Annotated in this window: 23 protein-coding genes; 15 read left to right on the forward strand and 8 right to left on the reverse strand. The window is 65.7% G+C overall.

The window, feature by feature from the left end; genetic code table 11:
- Nucleotides 1-183: 183 nt before the first annotated feature.
- Together C487_RS15730 and C487_RS15735 are read left to right on the forward strand one after the other, a co-directional pair.
- Nucleotides 184-1,752 (forward strand): Na+/H+ antiporter NhaC family protein, encoded by a 1,569-nt coding sequence (locus C487_RS15730; protein WP_006186808.1) that lies wholly within the window; start codon nt 184-186, stop codon nt 1,750-1,752.
- Nucleotides 1,749-2,021 carry a DUF7513 family protein gene (locus C487_RS15735; protein WP_006186811.1) on the forward strand — a complete coding sequence of 91 codons (273 nt, stop codon included), beginning with the start codon at nt 1,749-1,751 and terminating at the stop codon, nt 2,019-2,021. Before C487_RS15730 ends, C487_RS15735 begins: the two co-directional genes overlap by 4 nt.
- A 218-nt stretch (nt 2,022-2,239) precedes the next feature.
- Here C487_RS15735 and C487_RS15740 read toward each other — a convergent pair whose 3' ends face one another.
- Nucleotides 2,240-2,698 carry an NYN domain-containing protein gene (locus C487_RS15740; RefSeq protein ID WP_008452785.1) on the reverse strand — a complete coding sequence of 153 codons (459 nt, stop codon included), beginning with the start codon at nt 2,696-2,698 and terminating at the stop codon, nt 2,240-2,242.
- A gap of 326 nt (nt 2,699-3,024) precedes the next feature.
- Between C487_RS15740 and C487_RS15745 the strand changes: the two genes are divergently transcribed.
- Together C487_RS15745 and C487_RS15750 are read left to right on the forward strand one after the other, a co-directional pair.
- Nucleotides 3,025-4,686 (forward strand): S8 family serine peptidase, encoded by a 1,662-nt coding sequence (locus C487_RS15745; RefSeq protein ID WP_049908203.1) that lies wholly within the window; start codon nt 3,025-3,027, stop codon nt 4,684-4,686.
- Between the two features lie 378 nt (nt 4,687-5,064).
- Complete coding sequence (locus C487_RS15750; protein ID WP_006186814.1) at nt 5,065-6,678, forward strand: S8 family serine peptidase; 1,614 nt, start codon at nt 5,065-5,067, stop codon at nt 6,676-6,678.
- 74 nt (nt 6,679-6,752) lie between these two features.
- Here the strand turns inward: C487_RS15750 and C487_RS15755 are convergent, their stop codons facing one another.
- Nucleotides 6,753-8,234 (reverse strand): aldehyde dehydrogenase family protein, encoded by a 1,482-nt coding sequence (locus tag C487_RS15755; protein WP_006186815.1) that lies wholly within the window; start codon nt 8,232-8,234, stop codon nt 6,753-6,755.
- A gap of 202 nt (nt 8,235-8,436) precedes the next feature.
- Between C487_RS15755 and gcvT the strand changes: the two genes are divergently transcribed.
- The 3 genes from gcvT (at nt 8,437) to C487_RS15770 (ending at nt 11,177) form a co-directional block, all read left to right on the forward strand.
- A complete protein-coding gene (gene gcvT / locus C487_RS15760) occupies nt 8,437-9,573 on the forward strand; it encodes a glycine cleavage system aminomethyltransferase GcvT (RefSeq protein WP_006186816.1) in 1,137 nt (378 codons plus the stop codon).
- Nucleotides 9,573-9,956, forward strand: a complete 384-nt coding sequence (gene gcvH / locus C487_RS15765; RefSeq protein ID WP_006186817.1) for a glycine cleavage system protein GcvH — start codon at nt 9,573-9,575, stop codon at nt 9,954-9,956. Before gcvT ends, gcvH begins: the two co-directional genes overlap by 1 nt.
- Nucleotides 9,957-10,118: 162 nt before the next feature.
- Nucleotides 10,119-11,177, forward strand: a complete 1,059-nt coding sequence (locus tag C487_RS15770; RefSeq protein ID WP_006186818.1) for a GIDE domain-containing protein — start codon at nt 10,119-10,121, stop codon at nt 11,175-11,177.
- Between the two features lie 133 nt (nt 11,178-11,310).
- On the opposite strand, the gene C487_RS15775 is transcribed toward C487_RS15770, so the two are convergent.
- Nucleotides 11,311-12,021 (reverse strand): helix-turn-helix domain-containing protein, encoded by a 711-nt coding sequence (locus C487_RS15775; RefSeq protein WP_006186819.1) that lies wholly within the window; start codon nt 12,019-12,021, stop codon nt 11,311-11,313.
- Nucleotides 12,022-12,149: 128 nt separating this feature from the next.
- Here C487_RS15775 and C487_RS15780 point away from each other — a divergent pair, with 128 nt between their 5' ends.
- Complete coding sequence (locus C487_RS15780; protein ID WP_006186820.1) at nt 12,150-12,794, forward strand: metal-dependent hydrolase; 645 nt, start codon at nt 12,150-12,152, stop codon at nt 12,792-12,794.
- A gap of 64 nt (nt 12,795-12,858) precedes the next feature.
- On the opposite strand, the gene C487_RS15785 is transcribed toward C487_RS15780, so the two are convergent.
- On the reverse strand, nt 12,859-13,620 hold the full coding sequence (locus tag C487_RS15785) for a competence/damage-inducible protein A (protein ID WP_006186821.1): 762 nt from the start codon (nt 13,618-13,620) through the stop codon (nt 12,859-12,861).
- Between the two features lie 357 nt (nt 13,621-13,977).
- On the opposite strand from C487_RS15785, the gene C487_RS15790 reads away from it, so the two are divergent.
- The 6 genes from C487_RS15790 (at nt 13,978) to C487_RS15815 (ending at nt 19,370) form a co-directional block, all read left to right on the forward strand.
- Entirely contained in the window at nt 13,978-15,339 is a 1,362-nt protein-coding gene (locus C487_RS15790; protein WP_049908211.1) for a hemolysin family protein, read from the forward strand.
- 248 nt (nt 15,340-15,587) lie between these two features.
- Entirely contained in the window at nt 15,588-16,532 is a 945-nt protein-coding gene (locus C487_RS15795) for a hypothetical protein (RefSeq protein ID WP_006186823.1), read from the forward strand.
- 348 nt (nt 16,533-16,880) lie between these two features.
- Entirely contained in the window at nt 16,881-17,111 is a 231-nt protein-coding gene (locus tag C487_RS15800) for an AbrB/MazE/SpoVT family DNA-binding domain-containing protein (protein WP_006186824.1), read from the forward strand.
- Nucleotides 17,112-17,486, forward strand: a complete 375-nt coding sequence (locus C487_RS15805; protein ID WP_006186825.1) for a PIN domain-containing protein — start codon at nt 17,112-17,114, stop codon at nt 17,484-17,486.
- 42 nt (nt 17,487-17,528) lie between these two features.
- Complete coding sequence (locus C487_RS15810) at nt 17,529-19,031, forward strand: replication factor C large subunit (protein ID WP_006186826.1); 1,503 nt, start codon at nt 17,529-17,531, stop codon at nt 19,029-19,031.
- A gap of 141 nt (nt 19,032-19,172) precedes the next feature.
- Nucleotides 19,173-19,370, forward strand: coding sequence for a hypothetical protein (locus C487_RS15815; protein ID WP_049908204.1), 198 nt, complete (start codon nt 19,173-19,175; stop codon nt 19,368-19,370).
- A gap of 17 nt (nt 19,371-19,387) precedes the next feature.
- Here the strand turns inward: C487_RS15815 and bioD are convergent, their stop codons facing one another.
- From bioD to bioB, 4 genes are all read right to left on the reverse strand, one after another.
- The gene (gene bioD / locus C487_RS15820; protein WP_006186828.1) at nt 19,388-20,095 is read right to left on the reverse strand and encodes a dethiobiotin synthase; all 708 of its coding nucleotides are present in this window, start codon (nt 20,093-20,095) and stop codon (nt 19,388-19,390) included.
- The gene (locus C487_RS15825; RefSeq protein ID WP_006186829.1) at nt 20,092-21,315 is read right to left on the reverse strand and encodes an aminotransferase class I/II-fold pyridoxal phosphate-dependent enzyme; all 1,224 of its coding nucleotides are present in this window, start codon (nt 21,313-21,315) and stop codon (nt 20,092-20,094) included. The genes bioD and C487_RS15825 overlap by 4 nt, the downstream gene beginning before the upstream one ends.
- Before the next feature lie 145 nt (nt 21,316-21,460).
- Nucleotides 21,461-22,570: a hypothetical protein gene (locus tag C487_RS15830; RefSeq protein ID WP_006186830.1), complete on the reverse strand. Its 1,110-nt coding sequence runs from the start codon at nt 22,568-22,570 to the stop codon at nt 21,461-21,463.
- Between the two features lie 29 nt (nt 22,571-22,599).
- Nucleotides 22,600-23,703 (reverse strand): biotin synthase BioB, encoded by a 1,104-nt coding sequence (gene bioB / locus C487_RS15835; RefSeq protein WP_006186831.1) that lies wholly within the window; start codon nt 23,701-23,703, stop codon nt 22,600-22,602.
- Nucleotides 23,704-23,980: 277 nt separating this feature from the next.
- On the opposite strand from bioB, the gene C487_RS15840 reads away from it, so the two are divergent.
- Nucleotides 23,981-24,880 carry a haloalkane dehalogenase gene (locus C487_RS15840; protein ID WP_006186832.1) on the forward strand — a complete coding sequence of 300 codons (900 nt, stop codon included), beginning with the start codon at nt 23,981-23,983 and terminating at the stop codon, nt 24,878-24,880.
- Nucleotides 24,881-24,904: the final 24 nt, after the last annotated feature.

The raw sequence follows: 24,904 nt of genomic DNA on the forward strand, positions 1-24,904 counted from the left end.
GCGGGCGGCGCTCACGAGCCGATCGCTCTCTCGAGAGCGATTCGATAGATAAATGGTGGTCGTGTGGCGTATTACCGAGCGGATCGATACCGAACAACTACCACACTGATCCGGGTCTATCAACAATAGTTATTATGTTCCAATCGAATCAGCACAAGTGTGTTTCAGTATGAGTGATCGACTATGAGCGAAAACGGAGCAGCATCTCCCGGCGACGACCCGTCAGACCAGTTCATCGGGGGGGACAACGATGAAGGTCCTCGGGTCGAGTTCTACGGCGGCCGCGGGATGAGCGCGTTCCCGATCGCGTTTTTCATCGTGTGGGCGATCGTCCAGACCGCTCTCTGGCGAATCGGCGATACGGGGGGACTTATCGTCGGTATTCTCGTGGGACTGATCCTCGGGATGTTCTTCGTGCGGGGGAACTGGAAAACCTACGCCAACACCATCTTCGAGGGGATGACCCAACCCGTCGCGGTGACTGCCATCGTGGCGTGGATCTGGGCCGGCATGTTCGCCCAGTTGCTACAGGACGGCGGCTTCGTCGGTGGCCTCGTCTGGCTGGCCGACGCCGCCGGCGTCGGCGCGACGCTGTTCCCGGCGATTACGTTCGTCCTCGCCGCCGTCTTCACGACGGGTATCGGGACGGGATACGGCGCGAGCGTCGCCTTCGTCGGCCTGTTCTTCCCGGCCGGCATCTTACTCGGTGCGAACCCGGTCCTCCTGTTCGGGGCGATCCTTTCGGGGGCCATCTTCGGCGACAACCTCGCACCGGTCAGTGACACGACGATCGTCAGCGCCGTCACGCAGGATGCCGATATCGGGGGCGTCGTCGCCTCGCGGTTCAAGTACATCATCATCGCCGCCGTCGTCGCCTTCACCGGCTACATCGTCGCTGGCAGCGCGATGGACGGCCTCGAGATCAGCGGCGAAGCCCAAGCGGTCTTCCTCGAGAGCAGCGAGGCGATCGGCCTCGTTCACGTGATCCCGATGCTTGCGGTGATCGGTGCGGCGGTCGCGGGCCGTCACATCGTCGAAGCGATTTCGTGGGGGATCGTCATCGCGATCGCGTTCAACCTCATCTTCGGACTGGCGTCCCTCGGTGACATCGTCATGTTCAACGCACCCAGCGACGCGCCGTTTGCCGGTCCGCTGGAGTTCCTTCCGGTCCTCACGATCGTCGAGTCGTCCGATGTCGGCGTCACCGGGAGTCTGATGAGCGGGGTGGCCGGGTTCTTCGAACTCTCGATTCTCGTGCTCCTGATCATCGGTGCGGCCCAGATCATGATCCGCGGCGGTGCCTTCGAGGTGCTGTTGGACTGGTCGCTCGAGAACCTCGCGACCAACGTCCGCAACGCCGAACTCACGATGGTCGCGACCGCGGCGCTGATCAACTCGATCATCACGATCAATACGGCCGCCGAAGTCGCGATCGGCCCTTACATCTCGAAGATCGGCGAACGCTTCAATCTGAACGGCTACCGGCGGGCGAACATCCTCGACGGCCAGACCGCCGCCATGGGCTACATCTTCCCGTGGTCCGGCGGGGTTCTTGCCGGGTACGGCGCGATGCAGACCCTTCCCGAGCAGTACGAATGGCTCGACCAGTCGATGCTCGTCACGCCGATCGACGTCGTTCCGTTCGTCTTTCAGGGCTGGCTGCTGGTCGCGGTCTTCGTCATCGCCGCACTGACCGGCTTCGGCCGTGAATACATCACCGACCGCGAGACCGAGGAGGTGGCGCGCGTATGAGCCTCTTCGACAAATACCTCGCGGGCTGGCGTCTCCGGACGTCTCGGCCGTCGTTCGAAGTGGGAAGCGAAATCGATATCTTCATCGCGGAGTCGAACGGCACGTCGGGTCGCGCGTACGTCGGCGACACCGAACTCGTCGTCGAGGGTGCCGGTCCGGAAACGATCGAAAAGCAGGTCCGCGTTCGGGTGACCGAATTCGACGAGACAACCGCGAGCGGTCGCGGCGAGTTCGTCGAAGTCGTCGGCGAGAGTTCCTACGCCGAATAACGACCCGGACCGGGCGAAGCCGACTGTCTTTTTTGCGACGCAACGCGGCCACACAACGCAGCAACGGCGCAATCGACCCGTCCGGGTCGATGCGTTCGTCGCCGCGAACGGAGCAGCCGGCTTCAGTGAGGGCGCGCCGCGAGCATTCGTTCGGCCCGCTCAAAACCGGATTCGTGCCGTTCTTGCACCCACCTAAAGCGTCGGGAAGCCGGCTGGCCTCATCGGTCGAGCGTGACCGCGTCGTCGGCTGCGTTCTGTAACGCGTCCGAACGGCCGTGCGAGCCCGGTGCGATCGCGATCGTTTCCACGCCGGCGGTGCCCGCGTACTCGAGGACGGGTTTGAAGTCCGTATCTCGGGAGACGATGGCGAGCCGGTCGATGGTCCCGTCGCCGACGATCGCGGTCGCATCGACGGCGAGTTTCACGTCGACGTCGCCGCTGGTGATGATGACTTCGAAGCCGCGCGCTTCCGCGGCCTGGATGAGGCCGGGCGTGGCGTGTTCGTCGAGATAGAGTCGAATAACGCCGACGCGACCGAGCCTGCGAGCGGTATCGCGGAGGTCATCGAGATCGACGTCGAATTCGTCGCGGAAGACGTTCGGCCCGTCAACGAACAACCCTACTGCCGGTTCGGTCGCGGTGTCAGGCACGAGACGTGCGCGAACGCGGTCAAACATGGTCAGTTGCCCGGATTTTCCCGCGCACGGAAATAGGTGTGACGAAACGTGAGCATCGCTGACCACCGGAGCAATAGTTAGGGGAATAACACGAATCGTGGCGTTCGCGGCTCGGATTCACCCACAATCAACCACGTCTGAGACAAAAATAAACTGACCCTTGGTTCATTTCAACCACCTACTATTATTACTGTTACACTTGGTAACCCTCAGCATGGGTGCTCGCCTCTCACGTGCCCGATTATAATATTAGTGTTCGAATTTTATTGTATTCCTTGGTGTTTAGGAAGAATTTAATATCGTGCTGGAATTCTTTCGATTGCGTTATGTCCGGTGACAATAACCAACACATTGATCGAAGGTCGCTTTTGCAAACAGTCGGCGCAGTCGGTGCGCTAGTCGGTCTGGGTGGCATCACGTCCGCGACGCCGGGACGGGAGCCGGGGCCGAAGAAAGACGAGCTAATCGTCGGGGTCGACCCCGACGTCTCGGACATCGAAGCGGCCGTGGAGCCGAAGATTCCGAGCAACGCGAATATCGTCCACACGAACGAGACGCTGGGCTATGCCGCAGTGGAGATCGCTGACCAGGCCTCCATTCAGGCCAAGGAATCCGTCAAACGGACCGTCCTCGACGCCGACGAGGTGACTTTCTCCGAAGACAACGTGACCTACGAGGCTATCGAGGCGGAACCACAGGAATTGGAAAGCGACGGCGAGACGGCGACGACGCTCTATACCCCGAACGACCCGGATCTCGGGAGTCAGTACGCGCCACAGCAGGTGAACGCCCCGGACGCCTGGGACACGACCCTCGGCGATCCGGACGTTACGATTTCGATCGTCGACCAGGGGGTCCAGTACGATCACCCCGATCTCGCGGAGAACATGGACAACAGCGTCTCGAACAGTGGGTCCGACTTCGTCGATGATAACGGCGATCCGTACCCGGCAAGTGCGAGCGAGAACCACGGGACGCACGTGGCTGGGATCGCAGCCGGTGGCACCGACAACGGGACGGGGCACGCCGGCATCTCGAACTGTTCGCTGCTCTCGGCCCGCGCGCTCGGTGGCGGGAGCGGCGGTTCGCTCTCCGACATCGCCGATGCGGTCCAGTGGTCGGCCGACCAGGGTGCCGACATCATCAACATGTCCCTCGGCGGCGGCGGTGCCACGGAACTGATGCGGGAGGCCTGCGAGTACGCCACCTCACAGGGGTCCTTAGTCGTCGCAGCGGCCGGCAACGATTACGGCAGCAGCGTCTCGTACCCGGCCGCCTACGACAGCGTTGTGGCCGTCTCCTCGCTGGACGAGGGTGAAGCGTTGTCCGACTTCTCGAACGTCGGCCCGGAGATCGAACTGGCCGCACCCGGTGGCAATGTCCTCTCGAGCATTCCCTGGGACGACTACGATACCTTCTCCGGAACCTCGATGGCGTCGCCGGTCGTCGCCGGCGTCGCCGGGCTCACCCTCTCGGCGTGGCCGAGCCTCTCGAACGATCAGCTGCGAGAGCATCTCAAGCAAACCGCTGTCGATGTCGGCCTTTCGGCAAGCGAACAGGGCAGCGGCCGCGTTGACGCCGGCAATGCCGTCACCACTGAACCGGGAACCTCTCCGGACCCGGACCCCGATCCCGACCCGGAGCCCGGTGAGTGCGGCGATGAGGTCAACACCGCAAACGAGGACGGCGAACTCAGCGGTGGCTGGGGCGGCAACCCGAGCGACACCTACACGTACCAGCTTCAGACGGCCGATCCCTGCAGTGCCACCGTCTCGCTCGAGGGACCGGCCGGCGCTGACTTCGACCTCTACATGACGCTCGACGGACGGACGCCGTCGACGTACGACTACGACGAGCGCTCGGCGGACCAGGACGCAAACGAAACGATCGAACTCGACCTCACGGGCAGCGAAGAGTTCGGCATCCTCGTCACCCGGTACAGCGGGAGCGGCTCCTACTCCCTGACTATCGACGAACGCGGTCGATAGAGCAGGCGACGGCCGCCACCGACTTCTCCGAGAGGACCGCCGGCCGCTCGGAGTTCGGCGACGGCGACCGCAGGGACCGTCGCGACCCGGTCTCGCGTGACGAACCCGTAGCACGGCGGCGGGCTTAGATGAGCATCGGAGGCCCGATCACGCGGCCGACCGACGGCAAACCGTCCCCTCTGTGGTCGCGTTAGTCCCGGAAACTCCGACCCGGTTCTCGTGCCCACACGCTCGGTGATGAACGACCGAGTTCACATGTTCATACTTCATATCTAATAAACGCCAAATCTGACACCATTTAGTGCTTTATTTCCAAAATAAATCCGCAGATGGTTCGATAACGCTTTACTAATTTCAGGGCTTGCTGACTGTCGTTCCATGACACAGAACGATCCCCCGGACGACCCCGCTCACGCGTACGATCGCCGCTCGGTCCTGACCGGTGCCGGTTCGATCGTCATCGGCGGCGTAATCGGCTCGAGCGGCGTCGCGACCGCGACTCCGAACCGCGAACCGGGGCCGAAGAGCGACGAACTCATTCTGGGGATTTCGCCGTCAGCCACGGACGTGGCCGGTGAGGCCCGTGCTGCCGTCCCCGGCAGTGCCGATGTCGTCCACGCGAACGAGTCGATCCACTACGCCGTCGTTTCGTTTCCATCGGACGCGCCCGCGAACGCTCGCGAGGACGTCATCGACGCCGTCACTCGCTCCCCCGCGGTCGAGTACGCGGAACCGAACGTGACGGTCGCGTCGCTGCTCGAACCGAACGATCCCTACTACGACTTTCAGCACGCCCCCCAACAGATCGGCTGCGAGACGGCCTGGGAGACGACCCGCGGCAGCGAGGACGTCGTTATCGCCGTCGTCGATCAGGGGATTCAGTACGATCATCCCGCGCTCGAGGCGGCGATCGACGACCGGATCGGGACGGATCTCCTCGACGCTGATGATGATCCGTATCCCGCCAACGAGGCGAACCACGGCACGCACGTCGGCGGGATCGCGGCTGGCAGATCGGACGACGGCATCGGCCACGCCGGTATCAGCGACTGCTCGCTGCTCTCGGTCCGTGCGCTCGACGAAAACGGGGTTGGATCGCTCTCCGATATCGCCGACGCGATTCAGTGGTCCGCCGATCAGGGTGCCGATATCGTCAACCTCTCACTGGGGGTCGACGGCTCCTACGACACGCTGACTGCGGCCTGCGAGTACGCGGCCGACCACGGCGTCCTGTTGGTCGCAGCGGCCGGCAACGACGGGAGCGATCGCGTCTATTCGCCGGCCGCGGCGGACAGCGTCGTCGCCGTCTCGGCCGTCGACAGCGACGATTCGCTCGCCTCGTTTTCGAACACCGGACCGGCGATCGAACTCGCCGCCCCGGGCAGTCGGCTCGTCTCGAGCGTGACCGGCGACGAGTACGCGCGAATGTCGGGCACGTCGATGGCAGCGCCGGTCGTCGCCGGCGTCGCCGGCCTCGTACTCTCCGCCTATCCGGACCTCTCGCGGACGGAACTCCGCGAGCATCTTCGGGCGACCGCAGCCGATCTCGGCCTCCGTGAGACCCAACAGGGGTACGGCCGCGTCGATGCGGCTGCAGCGGTCGAGACCGATCCGTTCCCGGACGGGGACGACCCCGACGAGGAGGAACCCGGGGAGTGTGGCGACGAGACGATCACCGCGAGCGCGAGCGGCTCCCTCGATGGCAGCGGCTGGTGGGGCGAGAGCGACCGCTACAGCTACCCGTTGAACGCCGCCACCCCCTGTTCGGCGACGGTCACGCTCGAGGGGCCTGCCGACACTGATTTCGATCTCTACGTGACCACGGACGGCAGCAAACCCACCAGATGGGATCACGACGCGTCGTCCGCGGACGCGGGCACGAACGAATCGATCACGGTCCCGCTCGAGGGCGACGAGGAGATCCGACTCCAGGTACACGCGGTCAACGGGAGCGGCGAGTACACGCTCCGACTCGAGGAGCGCGGTCGATAAAGCGGTGAAATCGGGCCAGCGACGGCGGCGAACCGACGACTTGGACGGAACATGACGTCCTGGGTTCGGTAGCGCTATTCGAAGACGAAGTAATCGCGTTCCTCGTCCTGGACGGAGATCCACTTGGGCTCGGTGAGTTCGCGAGTGATCCACTCGCCGTGGTAGCGGCCGAGGCCGGACTGCTTGATGCCGCCGAAGGGCGCGTTGTGGTCCTCATTGATCGGCTGGTCGTTGATATGGACCATCCCCGCCTCGACCCGATCGGCGAGGTCGCGGGCGCGCTCGGCGTCCTCGCAGAAGACCGACGCCGAGAGACCGTACTCGGTGTCGTTCGCCAACTCGATCGCTTCCTCGTCGTCCGAGAACGGGATCACGGGTGCGACGGGGCCGAAGTGTTCGTTACACGCCGTCGGCATGTCGTTGGTACAGTCCGAGAGGACCGTCGGCTCGACGAACAGGCCGTCGGCCTCGCCACCCGTCTCGAGGGTGGCACCCGCCTCGAGCGAGCCCTCGATGAAGTCGACCAGGTCGTCGCGCTGGGTTTCGTTCTGGACGGGGCCGAACGTGACGTCGTCGTTCTCGGAGGGGTCGCCGATGGTGAGCGATTCGGCGTGCTCGACCAGCAGGTCGACGTACTCGTCGTAGAGATCCTCGTGGACCAGATGGCGGTTGATCGAGATACAGACCTGCCCCTGGTGGAAGAAGGAGCCGAACGCGCCGGCGCGGGCGGCCTTCTCGAGGTCGGCCTCGTCGGTGACGATAAACGGGGCGTTGCCGCCGAGTTCGAGGGCGGGCAAGGCGAGACTCTCGCCGGCCTGCTCGGCGACGCCCTTGCCGACGGCCGTCGAACCGGTAAACGAGACGACTCGCGGCGTCGGGTGGCCGGCGATTCGATCGCCGATATCGGAGCCGCGGCCGGTAACGACGTTGAGGACGCCGTCGGGGATGCCGGCCGCCTCGCACAGCTTCGCGATGAGCAGCCCGCCCGTGATCGGCGTGTCCGTCGCCGGCTTCAGAACGACCGTGTTGCCCAGTGCGATTGCGGGCGCGACCGCACGCATGGTGAGATGGAGCGGGAAGTTCCACGGCGAGATGACGCCCACGACGCCGACCGGTTCGTGGACGATGTGGTTGTCCTTCCCCTCGACCGACGGGGAGGGCCGGACCTCCTCTTCGGGTGGCTCGAGTTCGAGCGCCATCTCCACGTCGCCGGTCGTGGTCGCGAACTCGCCCATGGCCCGGTAGCCCGGGGTGCCGGCCTCCGTCGCAAGCAGTCCGGTGATCTCCTCGACGTGCGCGTTCAGTTCGTCCAGCAGGTTTTGAACGATCTCGTTGCGCTCCTCCCGCGGCGTCGCCGCCCAGTCGGACTGGGCTGCCTCGGCCGCCTCGTAGGCGGCGTCGACATCGGCTTCCGTCCCCGCGGGGACCTCGGTAAACACGTCCTGTTTCGCCGGGTTTTCGACGGGGATCGTTTCGCCGCTCGCTGCGTCCCGCCAGTCGCCGTCGACGTATATCTGATCCCAGTCGGCCTGTGGGTCGAGTGCTGGCGTGCTCATGCATCGATTCGTAGGTCACTTCCGGCCATATGTTTTCGGCAACCGGAGACGATAGGTCGAGCAGTTGTAACTGGAATCGGTTATCGAGTGGCCACGAAGGAGGGGCAGCCGTCGAACCTGCCGACTCGGCGGGGAGGGCAGGGGCCGTCGTCGCGGCCAGCCGACGAAAAGACATTACTACACCGCGGGAGATGTCTCGACCATGCCGCTTCAGACGCCGCCGTTACGTGGGATTCACGACGAACGTGGAGCGAAGTTCACGGAGTTTGGCGGCTGGGACATGCCGGTCGAGTTCGATTCCATTCAGACGGAACACGCGGCCGTCCGGGAGGACGTCGGGATCTTCGACGTTTCGCATATGGGTCAAATTCACGTGACCGGCCCGGACGCGACCGAGTTGATGCAACGGCTGACGTCGAACGACGTCTCCCGGCTCGAGGTCGGCGACTCCCAGTACGCCGCGATCACCGACGATGACGGGATCGTCATCGACGATACCGTCGTCTATCGGCTGCCCGACGAGGGCGAGACGCCACAGGAGTCCCACGGAGACGGCGACGCCGACGGGGAGCCGACCTATCTGTTCGTCCCCAACGCCGGCACCGACGAGGCGACCCACGAACGGTGGCTCAGCTACCGCAACGAGTGGGACCTGGAGGCGACCGTCGACAACCGGACCGACGAATACGCGATGTTCGCCGTCCAAGGGCCGAACGCGGTCGATCTAGTGGCGAGCGTCACCGCGGACCCCGTCGACGACCTCGAGCGGTTCGAGGCCCGGTACGCGACGATCGACGGCGTCGACTGCTGGACCGCCCGGACGGGCTACACCGGCGAGGACGGTTTCGAACTGATCGTCCCCTGGGCGGACGCCGCGGAGATCTGGACGGCACTCGACTGCCAACCCTGCGGCCTCGGCGCGCGGGACACGCTCCGCATCGAGGCCGGCCTGCTGCTCGCCGGACAGGATTTCGATCCCGAGGACAACCCGCGGACGCCCTACGAAGCCGGCATCGGCTTCACCGTCGCGCTCGAGACCGAATTCGTGGGCCGGGACGCCTTGGCGGCGGTCGACGCGGCGGGCGTCGACGAGCGACTCGTCGGCTTCCAGCTGATCGACCGCGGCGTTCCCAGACACGGCTACGACATTACGACGACCGAGAGCCGAGTGATCGGCACCGTCACCAGCGGGACGATGAGTCCGACCCTCGAGAAGCCGATCGGCCTCGGCTACGTGCCGGTCGAGTACGCGGAGCCGGGGACCACGCTGCAGGTCGTCGTCCGCGGGCAATCGAAGAAAGCAAGAGTCGAAACCACACCCTTCATCGATACAGTATAATGAGCTTCGACGTTCCCGACGAGAGACGGTATCTGGAATCGCACGAGTGGGCACTCGAGACCGACGGCGTCGTCCGCGTGGGCATCTCCGACTTCGCACAGGACGAACTCGGCGACGTGGTCTTCGTCGAACTCCCCGACGAGGGCGACGACCTCGAGCAAGAGACGGAGTTCGGCGTCGTGGAATCGATCAAAGCCGTGTCCGATCTCTACGCACCCGTCGGCGGCGAAGTCGTCGCGATCAACGACGACCTGTTCGACGCCCCCGAACTCGTCAACGAGGACCCCTTCGGCGAGGGCTGGATGCTCGAGATCGAGGCCGACGATCCCGACGAACTCGAGGCGTTGCTGACCGCCGAGGAGTACGAAGACCAGATCGCCTGAGCCGCAGTCCCGTCTTCGGTTTCGGTGAGGCCGTCGTTTCGGGAGCGACTGCACCGTCGGTTTTCCGGAGTGCCGGCCGTCCGAGACGGCGGCCCTCGTCCGTCGAACCGCTCGCGGACTCGCCCGAAACGGTTAGGAACGTACACACGTCAGCAGACGGTAATGGCTTCCCTCGCAGCGTCGTCGACCGGCCCGGCCACCGCAGCCGCGATTTCCGGTCTCGACCTGGTCGTCTTGCTGGGACTCCTGCACGTCTGGGGTCTCGTTGTCGGGATAGACGCCGCCAACGACGACGTACTGTCGGGACTCGACTGGACCAGACACCGACTCCACGTCGGCACGCGATTGTACGCACTCCTCATGCTCGGTGCGACGGTCGTCATCTGGCTGCCGTTTGCCGTCGGCTCGTACCCGTTCTTCGGAACCGGTCCCGTCGGCGGATCGCGGCGCGTCATCGTCCCCATCGCCGTCGGTGGCCTGCTGGTGGGCAGCGGGTGGTACTTCGTCGGCGGGCTGCTCACGACGCTTCGCTCCTATGTCACCCTTCGGCGGGCGACTGTCACCGATGCCGGTGCCGTCGAGGGCGGACTCGTCGCCGTCTCCGGGCGCGTCACTCCGCTCCGAGAGCCGCTCGAGGCACCCCTCACGGGCTGTGACGCGGTCTGGTATCAACTCACGGCGACGACGCTCCGCTCGGAGGATGCCGAGGACCGGGCCGACGGCGCTGCCGACTCACTGCTTCGGAGCGTCCTGACCTACTCGACCGATCCGCCCCGTCTGCTCGCGGATCGGCGGCTCCCGTTCGCCATCGAAACCGAGGCCGGTCGGGTCGTCGTCGATCCCGCGGCGGCGGCGTGCCGACTCGAGCGGCGGGCGTCGAAACGGATCGCCGCCGAGGAGTGCCCGCCGGAACCGCTCGCGAGTCGGCTCCGAGAGGCGGCCGACTTCGAGACCAGTGACAATGATCGGTGCTACCACGAGGCGGTCCTCGCGGTCGGCGAGACGGCAACCGTGCTGGGCGTCGCCGACGCCACGGACGGCAGGGAGTCGATCGCAGCGACCGACGACTGGCACACCGACTTCATCGTCGCGCCCGGTGGCACCCACGAAGTCGCTCGAGCCCTGCGGGAGACGATCGGTGGCTGTGCCCTCGCCGCGGCCGTCTTGATCGGCAGCGGGACCGCTCTCCTGTGGTGGCTCGCCGGACACGGCTTCCCGTGAACTCGTCGAAACAACTGAAACCGGAGCAGCAGGCGGTCGGAATACTCGCCGTGAGCGGCAGCCGAACCGGCCGCCGAGCCGTCCGACCGGAACCGGTCACCGATCGCATCCCGGAAAACGACCCGCTCGGGAGTTAGTCGAGCGTCATGAGGTGCTCGAGTACGTCGTCGAGCGGGGCCGAGGTGACCGCCAGCGAGTAGCCGTCGATGCGCGCGAGTTCCCTCGCGTGGTCCCAGAGGTCCTCCTCTTCGAGTCCGTGAAGGATCACGGCGTTCGGCGTCGGGTTGACGACCCGCAGCGCGATGCCGACGCCCTCACCCTGCGTGACGTTGGTGAACACGAGGACGCGGTTCGTACTCTGCCCGTAGAGGCGAAAGAACTCCTCGCTCGAGAGGCGGGTGATCGCCTCGATGCTGTCGATGACGGTGTGGCCGCTGACCTGCTCGGTACCGCTCGAGGCCACTTCAGTCGCCTCGAGATCGTCGTACAGTCGCGTGAGGGGAAGCGAGGTGGCGTACTCCCGGAGGTCATAGACGACGTCGCTCTCGAAGCCAGCCGAGAGGACGCGGCCGTACTGTCGGATGCGCTCACCGCCGCGGCGTTCGTCGATCGCGAGCATTCCCTCGACGAGTCGCCCGACGACGCCGATACCGGGGCTCTCCCGGCGGCCGCTCTCGTAGTCGGAGATGACCGACGACGAGACGTCGAGTTCGGCCGCGAGATCGGTCTGTGAGACGTCGAAGTCGGTCCGCCACTTCCGAAGCGTCGCACCGGGATCCTCACTCAGGGTGATCTCCCCGGCGATTTTCTCCGCGAGTTCCCGTTTCGGTCCGCGTCCGCTCATACTCGACCGTCTCCCGGTCGATGCAAGTAGCTACCGGAGACCGACCGCTCGTCAGGACCGAGAGTCGACGATCGGTTCCGACTCGAGCGGCCCAACAGTCAAGCCCCCGCGGTTCGAGTCCGCGGAACGTGCCATCGACCGTCGTCCACGTCGCGTTCGCAGGCTTGCTCGGGGTCGCGCTGCTCGGCGACGAATTCGATACCCGCGCGATCGTGCTCGTGATGGGCTGTGCCGCCGTCATCGATCTCGATACGCTGATCGGCATCGTCGTCCCGGGGACACATCGCGCGGCGTTGCACAACGTCTGGATCGTTCTCGTCCCCGCCGCCGCGTTGCTGTGGGACGGGACGATCCGCGCGGAATCGACGCTCCGGGACCGGTGGGGGAGCTACGGCCACCGCGTCGCGTGGGCCAGTTTGGCCGGGGTGTTCGTCGCACACGTCCTGTTCGACGCGTTCTTCAACGGCGTCAACCTCTTCTGGCCGCTCCACGACCGGTTCTACGACCTCTCGGGCGAACTCCTCGTCACGGATCAACGCGGCCTCGTCCAGACGTTCGTCGAACTCGACGCCGGAAGCCTGGCCGAGTCGACGGCTCGCGGGACCACCGAGAACACCCACTACAGAACCGGGTTCGATCCCACTCGAGACGAGCCGGCGACTGCCGTCGAGCGGATCTTCCCCATCGCGGCGACCGGTGAACGATTCGTGCTCACCGTCGCCGGACTCGGAACGGTACTCGTTCGACTCGTCGAGGGACGGCGGGCCGACTGAGAGTGACGGCTCGACCGCAGCCGGCGACTCGACAAGGCCGTTGTCGCGAGTTACAGCGGACCGGTCACTTGGATCCCCCCTCGCTCGTGGACGGCGGCGCGGTCGTCTCGACGCGATCGCGGAGCCACGCCATCGCCGCCGCGACCGTTTCCGGGTCGGTACTCGAGACGCGAATCCGGCCGGGCCGGTTCTCACTGCGCGGATAGCTGCCGACCGAGACGTCGAAGCGCTCGGTAACCCCCTCGAGCGCCTCGTGTAGCGACCCCTCGGGTGCCGGCGTGTACAGCGTCTCCGCGGTCGAATCGCCCTGGAACTCGTCGCCGACCGAGTCGAACATCGCCCGCATCTCGTCGGGGATGCCGGCGAAGACGTAGACGTTCTCGACGAGACAGCCCGGTGCCCAGCCGTCGGTGACGACGATCGGCGTCGCACCTTCCGGAATCGAGGCCGCGGCGTCGATATCGAGCTGGAGATCGTACTCCTCGACCAGCTCGGGGTTCTCGTCGCGGAACGCGGCTGCCTTCTCGAGGAGTCGCTCCCGGATCTCGTCGTGGACGACGAACTCGCGTTCCAACCCGTCGGCCACGGCTTCGACGGTCACGTCGTCGGGTGTGCCGCCGATGCCGCCGGTAACGATCACCGCGTCGAACGCGTCGCTCCAGCGGTCGACGTAGTCCGCGATGAGTTCGCGGTCGTCCGGGATCGTCAGGATTCGCTGGACCGTGCTGCCGCGCTCGGTGAGCCGCTCGGCCAGCCACGATGCGTTCGTGTTGGTCGTCGATCCCGCGAGAATCTCGTCGCCGACGGTGACGATCGCGACGTTCATAGCCGGGGTTCGGCAGCCGGCCAGTTATCCGCTCGGGTTCCGGCCGGCGGTCGGTGGGGGATGGGACCGAGGAACGATTGCCGGACCTGTCACCGCGCGATCGAACCGCGCTCGCGGCCGTCGGACCCGGTCGCCGTTCGTCGATCGCCAGCGCCACGATTTTGTAAGCCCTGTGTTAAGTGACCGTATGGAAGTTTTCACCGGCGACGAACGTTTCGCCGTGTCCCCGTCGCCGAACGAGAGCCGCCGCCGGCCCGGTGCTGACCCGGCGGCGGAGCGAACCGGCGATCGAACCCGATGCGGATTCGATGCGAGCCCGACGACGCGGGAGCCGTTGCGACGACCGGGGTGGGCCCGATGGTAGCCGCCGACCTCGCGTTCTCGTTCGGGCGGCTCCTCTTTGCCCTCTTCTTGGTCTTCCTGAACGGCTTTTTCGTCGCCGCTGAGTTCGCGTACGTCCGCATTCGGCCGACACAGATCGAAGAACTCGTCGCGGAGGGGCGGTCGTCGGCGAAACTCGTCCAGGAGGCCGAGGAGAACCTAGACGACTACCTCGCGACGACCCAACTCGGCATTACGATCGCCTCGCTGGGGCTCGGCTGGGTCGGCGAACCGGCCATCGCCTCGCTGCTCGAGCCCGTGCTGGGGCCGGTGCTTCCCGCAGGAACGCTTCATCTGGTCTCCATCGCGATCGGGTTCAGTATCATCACGTTCCTGCACGTCGTCTTCGGGGAACTCGCGCCAAAGACCCTCGCGATCGCGGACGCCGAACGGATCGCGCTGCTCGTCGCCGCGCCGATGAAGTTCTTCTACTACATCTTCGTCCCTGGGATCATCGTCTTCAACGGCACGGCGAACTTCTTCACGCGGCTCATCGGCGTCGCGCCGGCCTCCGAGCGCGACGAGGGCCACAGCGAAGAGGAGATCCGACGGATCGTCGCCCAGTCGGGCGAACAGGGTGTCGTCGACGCGGACGAAGTCGAGATGATCGAATCCGTCTTCGACCTCGATGAGACGGTCGCCCGCGAAGTCATGATTCCGCGTCCCGACGTCGTCACCGTCCGTGCTGGCATGCCCCTCTCCGACCTCCGCGGCGTCGCCGCCAGCGGCACCTACACGCGATTCCCCGTCGTCGACGAAGACGCCGACGAACCGGTCGTCGGATTCGTTCACGCGAAGGACGTCCTCAAGGCCATCGAAGCCACAGACGGCCACGACGGCCGAGCGGGCGACGAACCGACCGCACGCGACCTCGCTCGAGAGGTCCTCATCGTCCCCGAGACGCGCCGAATCGACGAAATCCTCGCCGAGTTCCGCCAGCGGAACGTCCAACTGGCCGTCGTCATCGACGAGTGGGGTGCGTTCGAAGGGATTCTGACCATCGAGGACGTCATCGAGGAGGTGGTCGGCGAGATCCAAGACGAGTTCGACGTCGCCGACATGGAGCCCTCGATCGACGACCTCGCCGACGGCCGATACGCCATGGACGGCGGCGTCCCGCTCGCTGATGTCAACGAAGCGCTCGGAACGACGTTCGAAGGCGACGCGTTCGATACCATCGGCGGCCTGGTGTTGAGTCGCATCGGCCGCGCTCCCGAAGTCGGGGACGCGATCGGGGTCGACGGCTACGAACTCACCGTCGACGCCGTCGAAGGGACGCGCATCTCGCGAGTGACCGTCAGCGAGGCCGTACCGGAGGCCGACGAGTCGTCCCACTGACGCCATCGACGGGGTTTCGCTGCGTGCTCGATAGATTGAGCGCTCGAGCGAGCCGGCCACCACCGGTCCGGGGTGGAGACCCGTTCGAACCGCAGAGCGGTTCGCGGTCGGACGCGACGACCCGCGGCAGACGTAATGCTCTGGGACGACGGTCGAGTACGACGAACGCGCACGTCCGTGCCGATGACTGTATTCGGACATGATACTCGACCTATATTTTTATCAAGTGAGATGTCCTCCGTCGGAGTATGAACCGTCGGACGTTCATCGGCGTCTCCGGTCTCGGACTCGGTTTCGCGGGCTGTCTCGACACGCATTCGGAGACGCCCACTGATTCGAACGGGTCGCGTAGCGACCCCGACCTCGCTACCGAGAACGCGACGGACGGGGCCACCGAAGAGGCGGATCGGAACGCCGATCCGTCGACGGGGACCGAGGCCGAGACGGAGACTGCGGGGACCGGCGACGACTCCGATGGCGAGAGCGGGGACTCGGAGCCGACCGTAACGTTTCCCTCGTGCACTCGAGCGGAGGTTACGGGGACGTTCGCGGCCGACGATGTCGCCTTCGCGAGCACGGGCTTCTACGAGGACGGACTGTACGGAAACACCGTGCTCGAGGACGGGATCGTGTTCGGCGAGGACGTGGCTGCACCGTTCTCCGGCACGGTCGCGTTCGAGATCGGGGAGACAGCGGCCGTTCGCGAGGCGGCCGACGAGATCGTCGTCGAACTGCCGCCGTACGGCAGTGACGGGACCGTCATCTCGTCGGTCACGACCGAGCGGGAGGCATATCTCACCGGCGGTGTCTCCCACGGGAATCCCCACGCCCGCGAGTGTCTGCGCGAAATCGAAGCCGACGATGGCGGGGATGCCGCCGTCGAAACCCCCGCGGCGTTCGAGATCGTCCGTCTCGAGACGAACGCGCCGATCGATGCCGGCGATTTCCTCGACGTGAGCGCGACGGTCGAGAACACCGGCGGAACCGACGGCACGCACGACCTCGCGTTGATCGTCGGCCACAGTGCCGAACGGGTCGAACGGCGGACGGTGAGCCTCGCGGCCGGCGAGCGGACGACCATCACGACGGGATACGAAACGCCGCGCGTCGACGCCGATCAGGAGTTTCCCGTCCGCATCGAAGTGGGCGACGACGCGGCCGAACGATCCGTACTCGTCCACGGGACGGACTGAGACGCCGCGCGATCACGCCGGCCTCCGCTTCGAGACGGCGCGTTCCGCCTCACCAACCCGAACGACGATCGCAAGGGCTCGAGCGAGGACACGTTCGAAGCGTCCGACCCGCCTCGAGCGAGGCGTACCGCTCCGCAACCACTAAACGCGGCTCACCCCTACGAACGTCCAATGACCGACTGGACGGAGAAGTCCGGAAAATACGATATAGATTCGATGTACTGAGAACGTCGAATACCTCTCGTCGTTCGCTCGTCGATGCGGAGATGAATTCCGGCCAGTAGAGATAGAATGGGTAGCTCTGTATATCGGGGAACATTTTTGCTTTCGCCCACCATACGCCAAGATATGTCAGACGTAGCGCTGGACGACCGCGGTCGTCTCACGCTCCCCAAGGAGGTCCGAGAGCGATACGGGGACCGATATCGCGTTGTTCAGCTTCCAGACGGAGTCAAATTGGTTCCGGTCGCTGACGACCCGCTCGAGGCACTCAGAGACGAGTTTGCGGATGTCGAGAAGTCGGCCGACGAACTTCGTGAAGAAGCACGCGAAGCAGCGCTCGACGAGGCCGGACAGTAAATGTATGCGGAAACCGACTTTCTGCTCGCGCTCATCAAGGATGAAGACTGGCTCGGAGACGCCGCCGAAGCGGTATACCGAGACCGACAGGACGAGTTGTGGACGTCGCAATTCACGCTCATCGAACTCCTGTTAGTAGCCTACCGCGAGGACCGCGATACCGAACGGGTCGTTTCGAACGCCGCCAACCTCGTCGAGGTACGCGGTGACGCGGAGACGGTCGTTACGGCGGCGACGTACGTGGAGGACCACGGGTTCACACCGTTCGACGCCCTTCACCTCGTCGAATCCAACGGGGATACTATGGTCTCGAGCGATGACACATACGAGGACGTGACGCCTCGTCTCGACTTGAAGACCGTCACCGAAGAGTAGCGTCCGCAACCACTAAACGCGGCTCACCCCTACGAACGTCCAATGACCGACTGGACCGAGAAGTACCGTCCGACGACGCTGTCGGAGGTACGCGGCAACAACAAGGCCCGCGACCAACTCGAGGAGTGGGCCGAAAGCTGGGACGACCACCGCAAGTCGGTGATCGTCCACGGCAGCCCCGGCGTCGGGAAGACCTCCGCCGCCCACGCGCTGGCCACCGACATGGGTTGGCCGGTAATGGAGTTGAACGCCAGCGACAGCCGCGGAGCCGACGTCATCGAGAAGATCGCCGGCGAGGCCGCCAAGAGCGGGACCCTCACCGGCGGCGAGGCGGGCCGCCGGCTTGTCGTTCTCGACGAGGCGGACAATTTCCACGGCAACGCCGACTACGGCGGTTCTCGAGAGGTCACGCGCGTCGTCAAGGACGCGAACCAGCCGATCGTCCTCGTCGCAAACGAGTTCTACGACATGAGCAAGTCGCTGCGAAACGCCTGTGAGACGATCGAGTTTCGCGACGTCTCGAAGCGATCGATCGTCCCCGTCTTGCGGGACATCTGTCGGCGCGAAGGGGTCGAATTCGAGGAGGGCGCCCTCGAGAAGATCGCCGAATCGACCAGCGGCGACCTGCGCTCGGCGGTCAACGACCTGCAGGCGGTCGCCGAGGAGGCCGAGCGCCTGACCGTCGACGACGTGGTGACGAGCGAGCGCGATACCACCGAGGGCATCTTCGATTTCCTCGACGAACTGATCAAAGAGAAAGACGCCGAGGGTGCGCTGCGAGCCTCCTACGACGTCGACGAGACGCCGGACGATCTGCTCAACTGGATCGAGGACAACGTGCCGAAGGACTACGAGGGGGCCGAACTCGCCGACGCCTACGAGTTCCTCTCGAACGCCGATCGCTGGCTGGGTCGCGTCCGGGCCACACAGGACTACTCCTACTGGCGGTACGCGACGGACAACATGACCGCCGGCGTCGCCGCTTCGCGACGGGGCGAGAAGGGTGGCTGGACCCGCTACGGCCCGCCGAGCTACTGGTCGAAACTCGGCCGCACCAAAGGCACCCGGAACACCCGCGATTCGATCGCCGAGCGCATCGCCGAGCGGGAAGGCGCAAGCGTCGCAACCGCCCGCCGGGAGATCCTTCCGTTCCTATCGGCGATGACCCACCACTGCAAGAACCGAGCACTGACCGTCCGCATGGCTGCGGCCTACGATCTCGACGAATCCGAGGTCTCCTTCGTTACCGGCAGCGGAAAGGACACCAACAAAGTCGAATCGGTCGTCGCGGACGCCGACGAACTGAAAGCCGAAAAAGCGGTCGAGCACTCGGGCAACGCCTTCTTCGAGGCCGAGCGCTCGAGCGGTGCCGACGAGACGGCCGCCGCTGCGACCGACGAAAGCGGCGACGGCGACGACTCGAGCGGGCAGCAGGCGCTCACGGCTGCGAAGTCGGACGATAGTGACGGCGGCTCCGTGTCGGACGACTCGTCGTCGGTCGACGACCCCGACGACGATCAGGCCGGGCTAAGCGACTTCATGTGAGCAGTGTGCCGGCGGCGGCGTACGGACGCAGGGGGATATCGGAGCGGCGTTCGGATACCCTCGGCAACATCTGTCTACATATTGACTGACCGGCACTATTACGTCGCTGAACGATGAGAGTACTTCTTGGTGACCCGCCGAATGACTGAGACACATAGCTGCCCGCTCTGTACGGAGACGTACGACGATCGCAACGACCTCCGCGTCCATCTCGAGGTGACCCACCGGAAATCCGAAGTCGTCTCCTCTCTGGTCGAACTCGACGCGGCGGTGACCGATATCCCGTCCGATCACGAGTCGACGACCGTCGACGAAGAGCCACGGGCACCGTCCGCCTGAACGAGTGCGAACACGGATCAGCGGTCTTCTACCGGGAGTCGATCGCGAAACGCCGACGACAGTGCCTCGCTAACGCCTGCAGCGAGGGCAGGCGGCTCGCGATCGCCGTCGGGTTCGGTCCCGTCCAGCGGCGGGACCGTCGTAACTGGATAGTCGGTCATCCGCTCGAGTTCGTCGGGATTCGTCCGCTCCGCGGTCGTTTCGCCCGCGTACTCGTTGACGACGATCCCACAGATATCGATGTCGTGGGCCTCGAGTGCGTCGACCGAGAGCGCGGTGTGATTGAGCGTGCCCAGTCCCGACCGCGTGACAATGACTGCCGTGGCTTCGAGATCGGCAACGAGATCGATCACCTCCCGGTCGCCGGCCAGCGGGACGCGGAGGCCCCCGATCCCTTCGACGATCGGGACCGGGGTCGCTTCGATCTCCCGCTCGCAGGCCGTGCGGATCGACTCGTAGAAGAGGTCCTCCCCGGCGACCTCGGCCGCGACCCGCGGTGCGAGCGCTGGCTCGAGATAGCGGGGACAGGTCGCGGCCTCCGGAGCGCCACAGGCGGCGGCGACGAACGCCGCGTCGTCGTCCGGCGGATGCCCGGTCTGGGCCGGTTTGATCGCCCGGGCGTCGTGGCCCTCCTCGCGGAGCAGGCGCGTGAGCCCGGCCGTCACGACCGTCTTCCCGACGCCCGTTCCGGTGCCGACGACGGCGATCGGTCGCCGGGCGCTCATAGCAGTCCGACCTCCTTGCCCGCGGCGCGAAACGCCTCGAGACAGGCGATGATGTCGCTCCGATCGTGGGTGGCCATCGGAACGACGCGGATGCGACTGGTTCCCTCCGGAACCGTCGGCGGCCGGATCGCCGGCGCGACGACATCCCGTTCGCGGACCCCGTCGGCGAGCGTGATGGCGTCCTCGCGGTCGCCCACGATGACGGGGAGAATCTGGGAGTCGCCCCACACGTCGAACCCCATCGATTCGAGGCCGTCCCGGAGGTGGGCGACGTTCTCCCAGAGTCGCTCCCGTGCACCGCCGTGACGGGCGACGTGGAGCGCCTCGCTCGCCGCCGCGGCCGCCGGCGGCGCGAGTCCGGTCGAGAAGACGAACGAGCGCGCGTCGTTGAGTACGCATTCGATCAATTCCGCGCTACCGGCGACGTACCCGCCCTGACTGGCCAGCGCTTTCGAGAGCGTTCCCATCTGAACGTGGACACGGTCCTCGAGCCCCTCCGCCTGGACGACGCCGCCGCCGTTGGCGTAGAGGCCGGTCGCGTGGGCCTCGTCGACCATCACCCACGCGCCGAACTCCTCGGCGGCGTCACAGATCGCATCGAGGGGTGCGACGGTGCCGTCCATGCTGAACACCGAATCGGTGACGATCAGCCAGGACTCGTCGGCCGGCTGGCGGCCGTCTCGGGCCGCCCGTTCGGCTCGGTCCGCGAGCTTCGATCGCAGGCTCGCCGCATCGCAGTGGTCGTAGACGACCGTCTCGGTGTCCGTGAGTCGACAGCCGTCGATGATGCTCGCGTGATTCAACTCGTCGGAGAAGACGACATCGGGCTCGAGCGCCGTGATCGTACCGACGTTCGCGGCGTACCCCGACGAAAAGGCCAGCGCGCGCTCAGTGCCTTTGACCTCGGCGAGTTGCCGCTCGAGGTCTCGGTGGACCATCGTATCCCCGGTCACGAGTCGGCTCGCCCCGGCACCCGTTCCGACGGTCGCGGCGGCCTGCCGGGCCGCGTCCTGTACCCGCTGGTCGTCGGTCAATCCCAAGTAGTTGTTCGAGGCGAAAACGAGCGCCTCCGCCGTCTCGAGGACGGGCAACTCGCCGCCCGATGGCTCGGCGAAGTAGCCGTGCTCGGCGACCCGGTCGACGGGCGAGAGGGCACGTTTCAAATCGTTTTCCTCGAGCGTCTCGAGTCGCGTCTCGAGGTCGAACCCGCGGTCGGCCATTCGGCTAAACCGACTCAACGCCACGGTTTGACTCTCACGGTTCGGACCGAGCAGCAAGCTCGGCGTCGCTGCGGCTCGAGGCGGCCGATAGGCGACGGTTTGGGGGATCGTAGTCGCTCCCTCATCGAAACGGACTGCGACGAGATTAGAAGCCGGGCAACAGGTCGGCTGGGCCGAAGACGCCGTACTCGCCCGCTCGGTTCCGGCGGACGCCGGCTTTCAGATAGCCCAGCGCGGGCCCGTTGACGTTGGCCTCCATGCTCGTTTCGTCGCCCAGTTGGAACGTGTTCGTCGCCGTCTCACCGTCGAAGGTGCGGCCGGTCACGCGGACCGTCGTCGTCGTCGGCTTCTCGTCGTTGCGAACGTCGAGAACCCCGCCGACGGTGACATCGTCAGCGTCACAGACACCGGCGCGCTCGAGCAGGACGTCGTCGGCGTGTTCCATGTCCTCGAACTCGATGACGCCGTCGTGGTCGTCGATGATGGCCTCGATCTCCGCCTCGGAGAGGTTGCGGGCGGTCTCGATGTCGTACTCGGGGAGGTGTGCGATGTCCTCGCGGACGGTCCCGCGGTTGTCCTCGTAGCCCGACTTGAGGCCGACACCCCAGTGGATGTCGACGTCGGTGACCTCGACGAACGACTGGGCGGCCAGCGCGGCCGCGCCGGTCAGCAGGCCGGGGGTCGCGCCCGCCCCGCAGATGAACGTGATACCGTTCTCCTCGAACTCGTCGCTGCGGTCGTCGAGCATGTCGATCACGCGCGAGCGCTTGAGGACGTCGATCATGACCCCGGAGTAGCCGCCCTCGGCGAAGCGGTCGGCGGTTCGGGGGATGAAGTCGTGTTCGTAGTTCGGCAGCGCCAACAACACGGCGTCGATCCGGTCGCCGCGGTCGATGATCTCCTGAATGGCGTCCTCGCTGGGCCGGGCCTGACTCGAGGCGACGACGCCCCTGTCCTCGCCGTGTTGTTTGACGCCGCCCCCGGCGGTCGTCGCGCCCGTACCGCCGTCCGTCGCGACCTCGCTGTCTCGCGGCTCATCGCCGCTCGACTCTTCCGAGCCGCTTCGCGGCTCGCTGTCTATGTTGCCCTCGGTCGCAGCCAGCAACTCGTCCACATCGAGGCCGTCGAAGTCGACGGCGACGCCGTGGCGGTCACACGCCGCGACGGGGGTCAGCGCGTCCTTGTGCTGGCTCACTTCGAGCGCTCGTCGGCCGATACCTCCGGTTCCGAGTACCGCAAACGTAATTTCGTCCATGGTGTCGATGTGCTGTGTTCGTCGTGTCGTCAGTCGTCGCTCGGTTCCGCGCCCATACTCGCCGTCTCGCTCGACGATTCCGCCGTCTCGCTGTGACGGGCCTTCACCGCCTCCGGATCGAAGTCGTTCGTGTCCGTATTGGGCTCCAGTCCCGCACGCTCGACGATCTCCAAGTCCTTGCCGGGAGATTGGCCTCCGGTGGTCAGATAGTCGCCGGTGAGGAGGCCGTCCGCGCCGGCCTCGAGCGGCAGGTGCTGCTCGTCCGGCGCTAAGTTGACCTCGCGGCCGCCGGTCAAGCGGACCCGGGACTCGGGGTGGAGTAGTTTGTACACCGCGACCGTCTTGACGATCTCCTCGGTGCTGATGTCGACGCCCTGCTCGGCCAGCGGCGTCCCGGCGACCGGGTTCAGGACGTTGACCGGCAGCGAGGAGATGCCGATGTCCTGCAGGGCGATGGCTGCCTCGACGCGGTCGGTCGGGCTCTCCCCCATTCCGAGGATCACGCCCGCACAGAGGTCCATCCCGGCCTCCTTGGCGACCTCGAGGGTCTTCACCCGGTCCTCGAAGCTGTGGGAATCGACGATCTCGGGGAAGTAGTTCGGGGAGGTCTCGATGTTGTGATTGTAGTGATTGATCCCCTCCTCGGCGAGGATCGCGGCCTCCTCCTCGGTCAGAATGCCCAGCGAGGCGTCGACCTCGAGGTCGCACTCGTCGCGGACGCGGCGGATCGACTCGAGAACCTCTTCCCACTCGTCGGGGCGGTGTTCCTTCGAGACGCCCTTCTCGGCGACAACGATGCCAAAGCGCTGGGCACCGTCGCGTTCGGCCCGTTTGGCGGCCTCGAGGACCTTCTCGGGACCGAGGAAGCCGTAGGTGTCGATCCCGGTGTCGAAGTGGACCGACTGCGCGCAGAACCCGCAGTCCTCGGCGCAGTTGCCTGCCTTCGCGTTGACGATCGAGCAGGCGTCGACCGTGCCGTCGCCGAAGTGATCGCGGACGGCCGCACCCGCCTCCGCGAGCGCGTCGGTCGGCTGGGCCATCAACGCGACTCCGTCGGTCCGATCGAGTCGCTCGCCGGCCATCACCCGCTCGAGCGCGTCGTCGACCGTCTCGTTTCCAGTCTCGTAAACCACGATATGAGTTGTGGTTAACGAGACTATAATGATTGTGGATTCTCACTGTGGGTGAATCGTCCCGATCCGTTGGAGAGACGACCGGCGAGCGCGGGACGACCGATCGTGGCGAGGAGTGACCGGCGCGGGCGGTGCATGGTCGTTCTGTCACGCAGCACTGGTACGTATTTTGTTACTATGCCGCGGCGGGTCACCGACGGTGTCCGAACGGAACACCGAGCGCGACGTTCGTATCGATTTCCCAACGCTTGTATGATGTCGTATGGTGTCGTGCAGTATGGCCCTCAGTATCTCGGAGGAACACTTCGAGGACGTTCCGGACTTCGACTACGAACCCCAGTATGTCGACATCGGCGAGTTAGACATGGCGTACGTGGAAACGGGCGGTGGCGAGGGCAGCAACGACGCCGAGGAGACGTTCCTCTGTCTGCACGGCGAGCCGACGTGGTCGTTTCTCTACAGCAAAATGATGCCGACGCTGGCCGAGCGCGGCCGCGTCGTCGTCCCAGACCTGATCGGCTGCGGACGGTCGGATCGATACGAGGACCGCGACAACTACACCGTCGAGATGCACTACGACGCGCTCCGGACGTTCGTCGAGGAACTCGACCTGACGAATATCACGCTCGTCTGTCAGGACTGGGGCGGGTTGCTCGGGCTCTCGCTGGCGGCGAATCAGCCCGAACGGTTCGCCCGCCTGGTGCCGATGAACACCGGCCTTCCCGACGGGACCCAAGAGATGACCGATACCTGGCACGCGTTCGCCGAGTTGGTCGCCACCGCCGACGACCTCGATATCGGCGAACTCGTGGCGAACGGTTGTCATCGGGACTGCTCCGAGGACGTGCTCGACGCCTACCGCGCGCCGTTCCCCGACGAGCGATACATGGCCGGCGCGCGGACGTTCCCAGGACTCGTCCCGCAGTCACCCGACGACCCCGGGGCGGACCTGTTCGCCGACGCCCAGGACCGACTCGCCGAGTGGGAGACGCCGGCGTTCGTCCTGTTCGCCAGCGAGGACCCGATCACCGCCGGCAACCGTGACCCGCTGCGCGAGTTGCTCCCGACCGCGAGCGACCAGCCCGATGTCTGGATCGACGAGGCCGCACACTTCCTGCAGGAAGACGCCGGCGAGGAAATCGCCGAGCGCATCGTCGCCTTCGTCGATCGAACCTGATTCGATCGCTGCCCGTCGGTCCGA

Origin of the sequence: Natrinema pallidum DSM 3751 (genome assembly GCF_000337615.1) — an archaeon.
GTDB classification, from domain to species: Archaea; Halobacteriota; Halobacteria; order Halobacteriales; family Natrialbaceae; genus Natrinema; species Natrinema pallidum.